Origin of the sequence: Brucella lupini, assembly GCF_002252535.1 — a bacterium.
Classification (GTDB): domain Bacteria; phylum Pseudomonadota; class Alphaproteobacteria; order Rhizobiales; family Rhizobiaceae; genus Brucella; species Brucella anthropi.
Map to the genome: position 1 here is coordinate 64,108 of NZ_NNRN01000053.1, position 12,442 is coordinate 76,549.

The window sequence follows — 12,442 nt, forward strand, 5'->3', positions numbered from 1 at the left end:
ACGCAAAACGCCGCGATCATTGGATCGCGGCGCTATGAAATCAGCGGGTTGGAGAAGTCTGCAAAAGCCTGTTGCGGCACAGCCGGTTATCCGTCTGAAGGCGCAAGCTGCGTTTCAAGGTGCTCATCACGGAGGCGATGACGCCCCAAAGGCAGCATGATCGGTCGACCGGAAGTTGGATCGGTCATGATACGGCTTTCGAGATGAAATACCTCACGAACATTTTGTTCTGTCAGCACGTCGTCCGGCGTTCCGGTTGCGTATAGTCGTCCGTTAGCCATTGCGACCAGAAAATCCGCATAGCGGGCGGCAAGATTGAGATCGTGCAAAACCATGACGACTGTGGTTCCGCGCTTCTGGTTGAGATCTGTGAGCAGATCCAGAACTTCAATCTGGTGACTGATGTCGAGAAAGGTTGTCGGTTCATCCAGCAGGAGAATATCGGTCTGCTGCGCCAGTGCCATCGCAATCCATACGCGCTGGCGCTGGCCACCTGAAAGTTCATCCACTGGCCTGTCGGCCAGTTCGGTCGTCTTGGTTGCTTCAAGTGCCGTTGCGATTGCTTCGTCATCTGCCCGCGTCCATTGCGAGAATACGCCGTGATAGGGGTTTCGACCTCGACTGACCAGATCGGCAACCAGTATGCCCTCCGGCGCTGTCGGCGATTGGGGCAGCAGGCCGAGCGTTTGTGCCAGTTGCCGGGAGGGAAGCGTGTGGATCGACTTGCCGTCAAGCAGTACTTCCCCGTGTCGTGGTGCCAGAAGTCGCGACATAGTGCGCAGCAAGGTAGATTTCCCGCAGGCATTCGCTCCAACGATTGCTGTTACCTTGCCGGAAGGCACCTCAAGATCGAGACTATCCAGCACAAGCCTGTCACCATAGCCAGTGGTCAGCTCACGCGCGATGAGGGTGTGATCGGTCATAGGGATGCCCCGCTGCGGTTGGCGCGTATGATGAGGTAGATGAGATAAGGAGCGCCCAGAACTCCGGTGACGACGCCGACCGGATAGCGGCCGGGGAGCAGGAATTGTCCGCAATAATCGCCGGCGAGGACTAGTATGGCTCCGATCAGGGCAGACGGGACGAGCAGGGAACCGTTATTACCGATGATGCGTGCCGCAATGGGGCCGGACAGAAAGGCAACGAAAGCAATGGGGCCGGAAACGGCCGTGGCAAAAGCTATCATGCCGACGGCGGCAATGATTATGACAATCCGGGTTCGCCCGACATTGGTTCCCAATGCTGCGGCGCTGTCGTCGCCCAGCCGCAATGCTTCGAGATCGCGCGACCGGCTCAAAAGCAAACTGCCGAAAACGACCAGCGCGACCAGAAGAGGAAACATCTGGTCCAGCCTTGCGCCGTTGACGCTGCCGGTAAGCCAGCGCATGGCTTCCTGCAGGCTCCAGGCGGGCGCGTTTGAAAGAATATAGGCAATGACACTTTCGAGCATCGCCGAAACACCGATGCCAACGAGGATAAGACGGGTTCCGGCGACCCCGTTCCTGAAGGAAAGACCATAGACGGCAAGTGCTACGACGAGCCCGGCCACAACGGCAAAGATTGAAACAACGGGGCCGCTTAGCGAGAGCACAACGATTGCAAAAACAGCCGCAGCACTTGCACCGGAACTGATTCCGATAATGTCAGGGCTTGCGAGCGAATTGCGCAGCATAAGCTGGAATGCGACACCGCCGAGGCCGAAGCTCAGCCCTGAAAGCACGGACAGGACGGCGCGCGGCAGGCGCAACTTCCCGACCGTGAAACTTGCACCCTGAACGTTTTCGCCCAGGAGTACCCGGACGACATCTTTTGGCGGCGTGAACGATTGGCCCAGCATCAAAGTGAGGAGGAAGAGGGCGACGAGAATGACCAGAAGAAGACCGATGACAAGATTGCGCTTGCGGGTGCGACTGCGACGGTTCCAGGCGATAAGATCGGCGGTGGAATGCAGCATGATCACAACTCGCGAACCCGTTGGCGCCTGACAATCCAGATGAAGAACGGCGCACCGATCAGGGCGGTGACGATCCCGACATCGAGTTCGGCAGGGCGGGCAACGAGGCGTCCGGCAATATCGGCAGCAAGCAGCAGGCAGGCTCCGCTGAGGGCCGAGAATGGCAATAGCCAGCGGTGATCGACCCCGACCAGGAGGCGGCATACATGCGGCACAACCAAGCCCACGAATCCGATGGGGCCGCAGATGGCGGTGGTTGCACCACACAGCAGAATTGCGCCGAGCGCCGCAACAGCACGTGCAATGGCGACCTTTTCTCCGAGCCCGGCGGCAAGTTCATCGCCGAGTGCCAGGGAGTTCAGTTTGCGCGCCGATAGAAGGCTGACAATGAAACCGACACCGAGAAATGGCAGCACATAAGCGAGCCGGTCGAAAGTCGCACCTCCAACGCCGCCGATCTGCCAGGCGCGAATGCCGCCGGCAATATCGTTGCGGGGCAGCACGATGGCGATAACCAGTGAGGAAAATGCTACCGACGTGGCTGCACCGGCCAGCGCGAGCTTGAGCGGTGTCGCGCCACCACGGCCAAGCGATCCGACCATATAGACGAAGACGGCGGCGCAACCGGCACCGAATATGGCTGCCCAGATATAAGCTGGTGCGGAAACGATGTTGAACCACGCAACGCCGATGACGACGGCAAGCGATGCACCCATATTGACGCCCAGAATGCCGGGGTCTGCCAGCGGATTGCGGGTAATGCCCTGCATAATGGCACCTGCCAGCCCGAGCGCTGCTCCGGCGAGAAGCGCGAGCAAGGTGCGCGGAATGCGCATGGCGACGGCGGCCTGTCCGACGGTGTCCATATGACCACGCAGCGCCGCAACAATGTCAGGCCATGGCACTTCACGCGTGCCGAGCGACACGGACAGAACACAAAGGGTCGCGAGGAGAAAGACGACCGCGCCGAGCCAGCCGGTCTTCGCTCTGTTGGACCGATATATGGTGATTGGCTGGCTTGAACGCCGGATGCGGGCGACGATCATTTTGCTTTATCGGCTGCGCCGGCAAGAAGGGCGACATAGTCCTTCAACACCCAGGAAATGGAAAGTGGTGTGGGATTGGCCGCTGTCCCGAGAGGGTTTCTGCCCAGCATGACCACTGCATTGTTTTCGACCACTGGCATGCTGGCGAGAAGTGGATTGCGCTTCAAGGCATCCAGCAATTCCTGACTGCCATAGGTTACGACCATGTCCACGTCATCGAACATGTCGACACGCTCGGCGCTGATGGAGCCGGAGAACTGGCCCGGTTTGGAGGCGTCGACCACACTTTTGGGTGAGTTCAGGCCAAGGTCCGTGAAGAATCTCACCCGCGTGTCGTTAGTAGTGTAGAAATTGACCGTGCTCAGGTCCGTCGTATCGAGATGCGTGACGAACATAGCCGACTTGTCTTTGAGATGCGGATACTGGCTGACCGTCTCGGCAATCTCGCCTTCGATCTTTGCAATCAGCGCTTCACCTTCTTCCGCCATGCCCATGCCGACGCTATTGAGACGGATCATGTCGCGCCAGTCGGTGGACCAGGGCGCTTCGGGATAGGCAACGACGGGGGCGATCTGGCTGAGTGTATCGTAGTCGGACTGGCTCAGGCCGGAATAGGATGCGAGGATGACGTCGGGCTGCGTTTCCGCCACCGCCTCGAAATCGATCCCGTCCCCTTCATCGAAAAGCACAGGCGTATCGGCGCCGAGTTCCTTCAACTTTGCGGCTACCCATGGCAAGAGACCATCATTGTCGTCATCGCCGAAATTGGCTCGCGCAAACCCAACCGGAACCACGCCGAGTGCAAGGGGAACCTCATGGTTTGCCCAGGCAACGGTGACTATCCGTTCCGGCTTTTTTTCTATCGTTGTCGTTCCAAAAGCATGTTTTATAACAATCGGATAGGTTGTTTTTTCACCAGCTAGAACCGCTTGCGGCGCAATCATCGCCAGGCAGCACAGGGCAGCGAAAACGAGAGAGCGAATGGACCAAGTCATCCGGCGCATTCTCCTTGTGTATAAAGTGGCCTTTCACTCTCAAGTTAAACCCACCGCGTCAAGGCCGAAGCTCACACCTTGATAAAGGTGTTGCGAATTAACCGTGATTTCCTACAAAAAAGCAGTTTTCTACAATACTGGACAAAGGTTCTCAAGTTAGTGGCGATCCGGGGACCATTTCAGTTTCTTGATTGCTTCGATGATCGGGCTCATCCGGTCGTTGATCGTAAGGCTGTCGATGTCTCCACGATTTGAAACCGTCGCTAAAAGCGATCGCCGCAAACTGCTTATCGGACCTGACCATGGACATTGAAGAGACCGCTGAGATGAAGAAAACCACCCGGGTTCGCTACCGCAGGGCAATTCTTCTGGGGTGCACGGCGCTTGTCGTATCCATGCCGGATCTGACTTTGGCGCAGCAGGCGACAACAACGGAAGAGCCGACAGTGCTCAAGACCATTACGGTTGATGGGTCTGGTGGACGCGACGACGATTCCAGGTCGATTGTCGCGACGAGAACCACCGGCGGCGGCAAGATGGCGACGGACATCATGGATACGGCAGCCTCCGTATCGGTGATCACCGCCAAGGAAATACAGGAGCGCAACGCCCAGACCGTCGAGCAGGTGCTGCAATATACTGCAGGTGTTTCCACCAATTTTTACGGGTCGGATGACCGGTTTGACTTTTTCCAGATCCGCGGTTTCGATGCCAACACATATCGCGACGGGCTGTCCCTTGGCCGTCCCTTTGGCGGTATACGCGAGGAACCCTATGCATTTGAACGGATTGAAGTTCTGAAAGGCGCGAGTTCCACGGCTTTCGGCGTCTCCGATCCAGGTGGTATGGTCAATTACGTGACGAAGCGGCCGAAGCGCGAACGCTTTGGCGAAGCCTATGTCACGGGCGGTTCGTTCAACCACAAGGAAGTCGGCTTCGATTTCGGTGATAATCTGACCGGCGACGAAACGCTGTCCTATCGCCTCACCGGCAAGTTCAAGGATTCCGACGCCGAATATGACTATTCGCGCGACGACGAAAAGTTCATCATGGGCGGGCTGACGTGGCGCCCGAGCGATGCGACCAATTTGACGGTGATCTTCGATCATCTTCACCGCAATGGCGTGCCCGGAAGCGGCGGCCATCCGGTCGGCACCGATTTCAACCGAAGCCGCTTTTTCGGAGAGCCGGATTTCAACTATCGCGGCACTGACAGAAATACTGTCAGCGCCATGTTCGATCATGATTTTGGCAATGGTTTGAGCATGAGCGCCAACGGGCGTTACAGCAAGCAGGACACCGATTTCGGCTATGCCTATATTTCGGCCACACCGACCGATGGCTCCACGATTGCCAAGCGCGACTTCTTCGGCAATGAAGCCTCAGCCGAGAATTTCGTGGGTGATGTGAACCTGAAATATGAGACGAGTTTTGACCGGTTCGAAAGCCGGACGATGGCGGGCGTCGAATACAATAACTATTCGGCCACCAACAAGACACTCTGGGGCCCGGCACCGGGCATCGACTGGACCAATCCGGTCTTTACCGGTGCTCCGGTCAATCTGCCTCTTATCGGCAGCACATCTACCAGGCAGAAAACCAAGGCGATTTATTTCCAGCAGGATCTGACATTCGCGGAAAAGCTGATTGCCAGTGTGGGCCTGCGCAATGATTGGCTCGACCTGTCGCAGACGAACAATCTCAGCAACAAGACGACAGATGGTGATCTGAGCGAGTTCACCAGCCGCTTCGGCCTCACCTATCGGGTGACTGATGAATGGGCGGTTTATACGAGCTATGCTGAATCGGTCGCCCCCCCGGCCATCGGCGTCGATCCTGAGCGGGGTGAACAGATCGAAGTCGGCGTGAAATACCAGCCGACCGCATTTCCGGCCCTGTTCACCGCTTCTGTTTACGACCTGACCAAGAACAATATTTCAGTCAACGATCCCATTACGCTTCAGCCATCCACGATTGGCGAGGTTCGCGTTCGCGGTATTGATCTGGAAGCCAAGGCCGAACTGACGAACAATCTCAACCTGATCGCGGCCTATTCCTATATGGACCCGGAGATCGTCGAGAACGGCACGGGCGGCAATGAGGGCAACCGTCCGCAGTTTGTTTCCAGGCACCTCGCTTCGCTTTGGGCAAACTACAAGATCGAGGGCAGCGGTCGCCGCGGTGACATGACAATCGGTGTCGGCGGTCGTTATATCGGTTCATATTACTTCACGCCGGCCAATACGTCGGGCACCAGCGGCAATGTGGTGTTTGATGCGGCATTCACCTACGAGTTCCTGGACAACTCGGCGCTTCAGGTCAATGTCAGCAATCTGTTCGATAAAAAATACGTCGCCTATGGCGGTTTCGGAGCGGATTTCTACAATCCCGGTCGCGAGATCACGGCAACGCTTCGCCGCACATGGTAGGATGAGCCGCTCCGCCGGAAACAGGAGGCGGAGCACGTAATCCGAAATTGGTCAGCGGTTTGACTGGAAACGTCGCCATGCGGCTGGCGTTTCACCCACCACCTGACGAAAAGCCTTGGTCAGGTGTGCCTGATCGGTGAAACCGAGCTGTGCTGCGATGCCGGCGACGGTCAGGTCGCTATCAGCAAGCAGTCGTTGTGCCAGATCGATGCGCTTCGCCATTTGCCATTGTAGCGGGGTCTTTCCGGTTGTCTGCTTGAAGACATTGGCGAACCAGCTTTCCGACAGGCCCACCGCTGCCGCCATTTCGGCGACACTCAACCGACGATCACCACAGCTGTCGAACCGTGCGTTCAGCTTGTTCATCTGCGCCATAGTGAGGCGGCCATATCCCTGCTTGTTGTCCTCACCCGGTAAATCGAGAAGCCCGGTCAGAATGCTGCCGATGAGGTTTTCCGCATAAAGCGCGTGTTTCATCGGACTGGCTGTTTCATCCACGATCAGGCGGGCAAGCGTTTCTATGGCGCCAAGGTCCTGAATTTCTACCGGACTGCGCATGGCGGCCACGGCCATGGAAGTGCCGAGTGTCGGGCTTAGATATCTGAGCAGCCGATCCTTGTGAAAATGCAGGTTCAGGTGCGAAAACCGGTGGAGCGAAACTGTATTCGTCCACATTGGTACGCCGGCGGGTATATAGATTGCACGCGTCATCGGGCGGTGATGCTGAGTAAGGACGCCGCTATCGTTCGATATGCGAATATTGGACGATACATCCTGGAAAAAGATCATGATACGGGGATCATGCGACAGGAAATAGCCATTGGCCCCCGTCTGGCTTTCAGCCTCCCAGTAGACACTGACCAGCCCGTCCAGCACGCGCCATTGAACCGGCGCAACCACCCGGATGCCTTCGGCTTGCCAGATCATCGAATGCCAGAAGCCCAAAACGTTCCGATCCGTATGTGACAGCGTTTCATTGAAATTCCGGCTTCATTGCCAGGAATGTTTCGTAAGAAATGCGTCGGGATATCGTCGCATTAATATGACTAAAATTATCATCTTTGAGCGTTAAGACAAGACAATTCTGTAAAATGCAGGGGGGCACGCATTGTGCCCCGTTTCACTCGAGGTCTTCCTGCTCAAAATGCCGGGTAACGTGAATATCGGTTGTTTCCAGACGCCCAGGGCCCAGATTGATGAACTTGTGTGGTATGTTTGCCGGACCGAAGACAACCTGTCCCTCCGTCACCTCGATCTGTTCATCGCCAACAATGAACAGGGCATTTCCCTGACGGACGATGAAAATCTCGTCATAAGGGTGCCGGTGCAGTTTGGGACCATGCCCTACAATATCGGTCGAGAAGAATATGATCGACGCATCGGTATCAAATCTCTTGCCTTCGACGCGCCCAGACCAGGCATCATCACGTCTCGCCCATTCTTCTCTTTTCAAGACAACGGCTTGTTTCGTCAAAACGGTTCTCCCGGCTTTTCAAGGCACTGGAATTTCGACCCTGCTGTTGGCATTTCCCGATCGGGAACGGAAGGTCAAATTCTAACGAGACCTGAGCGCTTCAACAACCCCATCAGGACCAGGGGCAAAAGCGTGGTGATGAGAATGGCGATGAATGCCATGGCCATGCCGAGGCCGACCGAGCCTTGCTCGAACTGACGCCAGATGAAGATCGAGATGGTTTGCATTCCAACCGGAGCCACCAATATCGATGCGACGAGTTCACGTGTGGCCACTGCAAAAACAAGTAACATCGCCGTTATCAGGCTGGGGGCGATCAGCGGTAGCATGACGCGCCGGAAAGCGGTGAAGCTGTTTGCGCCGCAAACACGTGCCGCAGCTTCTAGATTGTCGCCGATCTGGTGGAAGGCAGCCGATGCATAGCGGATCGGCTGCGGTAGAAGAATGCAACAATAAGCAAGCAGAAGGATCAGCGGCGTATTGTAGGGCGAGATGGGTAGCGAGGGCTGGTTCCATGCCAGAATGAGGCCGACCGCGACGACAACGCCGGGCAAGGCATTTGGCAGGACGGTCAGTATGTCGAGCCAGAAGCGCCCGTGAAAGCGCATCTTCACCACGGCATAAGCGGCAATCGCGCCAAGCAGTCCCGTGAGGAGAGCGCTTGCAACGCCGAGCGACAGGCTGTTGATCAGCGCGCGCATGCCGCCTGCGCTGTTTTCGGCAATTGCAGCAAAATTGTCGAAGCTGAGGTTCGATGGCGTCAACCCGCCAGACACGGTTTTGGACAGAGCGGTCGCCAGAATGGCCAGCAGGGGAATACCGGTCGCCGCAAAGGCGATGACAGCGAACAGAACCACGACGGGAATTGTGAGGGCTCCAAGTGGGCGCTTGTCCTTTGCCTGTGGTTTGCCGCCAGTCGTCACATAGGAACGACGCGTCAATATCCAGCGTTGGACCAGAAAAGCGGCGAGCGACAGGCAGACAAGCGCCAGCGAAAAGACGGCAGCACCCGCAAGGTCGATGGGCCAGTCGGAGATGCGGAGATCAATTTCCGTTACCAGAACTTCAAAGCCGGAACGGCGTCCAAGGGCTGCGGGCGTACCATATTCCTCGATGGCTGCCGCGAAAACGAGCAGAAGGCTTGCCGCGAGGCCAGGCGTCGCCAGCGGCAGGGTAATACGGAAGAAGGAGCGCCATGGGGAAGCCCCGAATACGCGTCCGACATCTGAATAGCGCGCGCCAACTGCTTCAATCGTGCGCGACACCGCAAAATAGACAAGCGGAAACGTGTTCAGCGCCATGACAAAGCTCATGCCTGCGACCGAGAACAGGAAGGGAGCCAGATTGAATCCGACAAGCTGTTCGAGATAGCCGCGTGGCTGCAAGGTCATGATCCAGCCGAGCGTTGCAATATAGGGCGGGATCATGAAGGGCACGAGCATCAGCACATCCCACAGCACGGCGAACGGCACTTTGTAGAGTGCCCGGAAAACCGCTAGCGGCACGGCAATGAATGCGGAAAGAGCTACCACGGAAAGACCGAGCAGAACGGTATTGCCGCTCATGCGCAAAAGCTTCGGGTCTTCAAACAGGGCCGAGAGATGCAGGAAAGGCTCGGCCAGCGAGCCTCTCCCCAGTTGTGGAAAGATTGCCTGAAGGACGATGAAGACAAACGGCACTGCGACGATGAATGTGAGCCCGGCGACTGCAACGAACCCGAGCGGATTGCCAGCCGCCGCACTGCCTGTCTTCATCTCTGTCTGTCCCTCAGATATTAGTTGCTGGCTGCGAAAGCGGCGCCGAATTCCTTCAGCGTTTCGTTGCGCTTGCCATAGACTTCCCTGGCGTCGATCGGCAGGATTTTCAGATCGCCGATCAACGGGCGATTGGCCGGAATGTCGGTGCGCGACGGCATCAGATAGGTGTCGGCAACCATTTTCTGACCTTCGTCGGACAGCATATAATCGATGAACTGCTTGGCCTCGTCCTGGTTCTTCGACCATTTGAGGATCATTGCGGGGCGTGGCGCAATCACGGTGCCGGATGTCGGGAAAATAACGTCGATGGATTCGCCCTTGGCCTTGCCCGCGAGCGAGATGTAATCGACGGCACCGAACACGGCGGCCTTGGCACCCTGAAGAACCGGGTTCAACGCTTCTGCATTGGCACCGGCGACAGTTGCGCCATTTTCGTGCAGGTTCCGGAACAGATCCCAACCCTGCTGCGCCTGAAGGGCGGCAACGAGTTCGAAGGTCGCGCCCGATTGTGCCGGGTCCGGCAGATTGACGAGGTCCTTGTATTCAGGCTTGGCGAGATCCGCCCATTCGGCGGGCTTGGGCGTCTTGCTGGCAGGGTTCCACGCGATGCCGAGCGCGGAGACGCCTTGCGCAACCGCCGTTTCATTCTTGAGGAAATCCGGTACTTTTTCGGCGTTCGGGCTGGTGTAGGCGACAAGCCAGTCACGCTTGGCAAAATCGGTTGCCGTATCCCACGAGGCCGAGATCAGAACGTCGACAACCGGATTGGCGGCTTCCGCTTCGATGCGGGCCATGACCTTGCCGGTCGTTGCCTGAAAGACATTGACTTTCGCACCGGTCTTTGCGGTGAAGCCTGTCGCAAGCTTTTCGATCAGGCTGCCCGGGCCGGCCGAATAAACCGTGATGTCTGCATAGGCTGCCGTGCTGGCCAGCAAAGCGGTTACAAGCGCAAGCCCCGCGCCGAGAATGGATTTCTTCATGTTTGCCTCCTGAGATATTGCCTGATGAAATGGTCTTATTTTGAGAACCAGCGCAGTTGGCTGGCATCGATTGAGATGCCGACAGGAACGCCGGGTGAAAGGCGGATGCTGTCGAGATATGTCAGTTCGTGGCCGTCCTGCTGCGAGCCGATGCGCACTGTGGTCAGATGACCGTCGCCGCGAAATTGTGAGCGCAGGACCGTTGCTGGAATCGCTGCTTTGCTTGCGGGCACGCTGCGAACCGAACGCGACGGCAACAAGACGTGTGTTGCCTGCTCAGCGGTGGACCCATGGGCGATGTGGATTTCGGTGCACGCAATCCTGTAGGCGTTGTCACGCTGCTCCACCGGGACGACACAGCCGAGCCTCAGAAAATCTGCGACTTCCGGTGTCATCGGTTCTGCGACAAGTGCTTCGGGTGCAGCCAGTTGTTCGATCACACCGGCGCGCATGACGGCTACCTGATCGGCAAGCGAGAAAGCTTCGCTCTGGTCATGGGTGACATAGATCGCGGTCAGGCCGAGATTGGCGACAAGCTGCCCGATCTCGGTGACCATGTTTTCGCGCAGTTCGCGGTCAAGATTGGAAAGCGGCTCGTCGAACAGTACCAGTCCCGGCTCGGCAACGATGGCGCGGGCAATGGCGACACGCTGCTGCTGGCCGCCTGACATATCGCTGATCGCGCGCTCGCCGAAGCCCGACAGGCCGACGCGATCGAGTGCCGAGACAACGCGCTTTTCGCGCTCCGCACGACCGAGGCCACGCATTTCGAGCGGAAAGGACACGTTGCCGAAAACGGTCATATGCGGCCAGAGCGCATAATCCTGAAACACCATGCCGAGATGGCGCTTCTCAGGCGGAATGAACGACCCTGTCGAGGCATCTGCAACGGTGACGTCGTTGATTGTGATTGAACCCTTCGTTGGGGCGAGAAGGCCAGCCACGAGACGGAGCAGCGTTGTCTTGCCGCAACCGGATGGCCCGAGCAAAGCGAGCGTCTGTCCCTTCGGCAGTGAAAGATCGATATTCTTCAATATAGTGGCAGGGCCATAGGCCAGATTCAGCCCATCGGCCCGAACGGCGATATCCGCTTTAATATTCGAGGAATGCAACATTTTCCCACAATCCAAATAGATTGGGAGCTTCTATTCCGATTGCATGACAGTGGCATGACGCTGGGGAAGCCTGCGTCCTTCAGGGTTCGGAACCAATTGTCATCACATCGGTTTGTCCCTTCATGCGATAAAGGAAGGGAAGACGATGAGATTTGGAAAACTTGCTCTTGGTCTGACGGGATTGGCGGTGGGATATGCGCTGACGCGGGTAAGTTCGCCACAGATTCCAAAGGGTATCGTGCCGGTAAAACCCTTCGATCTCACGCGTTATATCGGCAAGTGGTACGAGATCGGGCGGCTTGAAAACCGCTTCGAGCGCGGTTTGACGCGGACGACGGCGGAATATTCACTGAACCCCGATCAAACTGTCAAAGTGGTCAATCGCGGCTTCGATCCATGGAAAGCGCGTTGGACACAAGCCACAGGAACCGCCAGTTTTGTGCGATCCGCCGACGAAGGTGCGTTGAAAGTTTCATTCTTCGGACCCTTCTACGGGGGCTATAATATCGTGGATATCGATGAAGACGATTACCAGTGGTCGATCATTGTCGGTTCGACGCGGAGCTATTTCTGGATACTTTCGCGCGAGCCCGAGGCAAGCGGAGATCTAAAGGCGCGAGCAGTCGCACAGGCACTGCTGTTGGGGATCAATCCAGATACTATTTTGTGGGTTCCGCAATAAGCGCGAAAAC

The 12,442-nt window shown here is 57.1% G+C and carries 11 protein-coding genes; 2 read left to right on the forward strand and 9 right to left on the reverse strand.

Annotated elements, in window-relative coordinates:
* Positions 1-86: 86 nt before the first annotated feature.
* The 4 genes from CES86_RS17195 to CES86_RS17210 are packed head-to-tail and all read right to left on the reverse strand — an operon-like array spanning position 87 to position 3,995.
* Positions 87-923, reverse strand: coding sequence for an ABC transporter ATP-binding protein (locus CES86_RS17195; RefSeq protein ID WP_010660782.1), 837 nt, complete (start codon positions 921-923; stop codon positions 87-89).
* Complete coding sequence (locus CES86_RS17200; RefSeq protein ID WP_010660783.1) at positions 920-1,954, reverse strand: FecCD family ABC transporter permease; 1,035 nt, start codon at positions 1,952-1,954, stop codon at positions 920-922. The genes CES86_RS17195 and CES86_RS17200 overlap by 4 nt, the downstream gene beginning before the upstream one ends.
* Positions 1,955-1,956: 2 nt before the next feature.
* A complete protein-coding gene (locus CES86_RS17205) occupies positions 1,957-3,000 on the reverse strand; it encodes a FecCD family ABC transporter permease (protein WP_010660784.1) in 1,044 nt (347 codons plus the stop codon).
* Entirely contained in the window at positions 2,997-3,995 is a 999-nt protein-coding gene (locus tag CES86_RS17210) for an iron-siderophore ABC transporter substrate-binding protein (protein ID WP_010660785.1), read from the reverse strand. Before CES86_RS17210 ends, CES86_RS17205 begins: the two co-directional genes overlap by 4 nt.
* A 302-nt stretch (positions 3,996-4,297) precedes the next feature.
* Here CES86_RS17210 and CES86_RS17215 point away from each other — a divergent pair, with 302 nt between their 5' ends.
* Positions 4,298-6,424 (forward strand): TonB-dependent siderophore receptor, encoded by a 2,127-nt coding sequence (locus CES86_RS17215; RefSeq protein ID WP_094514997.1) that lies wholly within the window; start codon positions 4,298-4,300, stop codon positions 6,422-6,424.
* Between the two features lie 51 nt (positions 6,425-6,475).
* On the opposite strand, the gene CES86_RS17220 is transcribed toward CES86_RS17215, so the two are convergent.
* The 5 genes from CES86_RS17220 to CES86_RS17240 form a co-directional block, all read right to left on the reverse strand.
* Positions 6,476-7,369: a helix-turn-helix domain-containing protein gene (locus CES86_RS17220; RefSeq protein WP_010660787.1), complete on the reverse strand. Its 894-nt coding sequence runs from the start codon at positions 7,367-7,369 to the stop codon at positions 6,476-6,478.
* 175 nt (positions 7,370-7,544) lie between these two features.
* Positions 7,545-7,898, reverse strand: a complete 354-nt coding sequence (locus CES86_RS17225; RefSeq protein WP_010660788.1) for a cupin domain-containing protein — start codon at positions 7,896-7,898, stop codon at positions 7,545-7,547.
* A gap of 74 nt (positions 7,899-7,972) precedes the next feature.
* Positions 7,973-9,652, reverse strand: coding sequence for an ABC transporter permease (locus CES86_RS17230; RefSeq protein WP_094514998.1), 1,680 nt, complete (start codon positions 9,650-9,652; stop codon positions 7,973-7,975).
* Positions 9,653-9,672: 20 nt separating this feature from the next.
* The gene (locus tag CES86_RS17235; RefSeq protein WP_043061831.1) at positions 9,673-10,635 is read right to left on the reverse strand and encodes an ABC transporter substrate-binding protein; all 963 of its coding nucleotides are present in this window, start codon (positions 10,633-10,635) and stop codon (positions 9,673-9,675) included.
* A 35-nt stretch (positions 10,636-10,670) separates the two neighbouring features.
* Positions 10,671-11,750: an ABC transporter ATP-binding protein gene (locus CES86_RS17240; protein WP_094515000.1), complete on the reverse strand. Its 1,080-nt coding sequence runs from the start codon at positions 11,748-11,750 to the stop codon at positions 10,671-10,673.
* Positions 11,751-11,895: 145 nt separating this feature from the next.
* Here CES86_RS17240 and CES86_RS17245 point away from each other — a divergent pair, with 145 nt between their 5' ends.
* The gene (locus CES86_RS17245; RefSeq protein ID WP_010660792.1) at positions 11,896-12,432 is read left to right on the forward strand and encodes a lipocalin family protein; all 537 of its coding nucleotides are present in this window, start codon (positions 11,896-11,898) and stop codon (positions 12,430-12,432) included.
* Positions 12,433-12,442: the final 10 nt, after the last annotated feature.

Excerpts from the sequence above, each read along its gene's own strand:
- CES86_RS17195 (WP_010660782.1), bottom strand. The coding sequence starts at position 923 with ATGACCGATCACACCCTCATCGCGCGTGAGCTGACCACTGGCTATGGT.
- CES86_RS17200 (WP_010660783.1), bottom strand. The coding sequence starts at position 1,954 with ATGCTGCATTCCACCGCCGATCTTATCGCCTGGAACCGTCGCAGTCGC.
- CES86_RS17205 (WP_010660784.1), bottom strand. The coding sequence starts at position 3,000 with ATGATCGTCGCCCGCATCCGGCGTTCAAGCCAGCCAATCACCATATAT.
- CES86_RS17210 (WP_010660785.1), bottom strand. The coding sequence starts at position 3,995 with ATGACTTGGTCCATTCGCTCTCTCGTTTTCGCTGCCCTGTGCTGCCTG.
- CES86_RS17215 (WP_094514997.1), top strand. The coding sequence starts at position 4,298 with ATGGACATTGAAGAGACCGCTGAGATGAAGAAAACCACCCGGGTTCGC.
- CES86_RS17230 (WP_094514998.1), bottom strand. The coding sequence starts at position 9,652 with ATGAAGACAGGCAGTGCGGCGGCTGGCAATCCGCTCGGGTTCGTTGCA.
- CES86_RS17235 (WP_043061831.1), bottom strand. The coding sequence starts at position 10,635 with ATGAAGAAATCCATTCTCGGCGCGGGGCTTGCGCTTGTAACCGCTTTG.
- CES86_RS17240 (WP_094515000.1), bottom strand. The coding sequence starts at position 11,750 with ATGTTGCATTCCTCGAATATTAAAGCGGATATCGCCGTTCGGGCCGAT.
- CES86_RS17245 (WP_010660792.1), top strand. The coding sequence starts at position 11,896 with ATGAGATTTGGAAAACTTGCTCTTGGTCTGACGGGATTGGCGGTGGGA.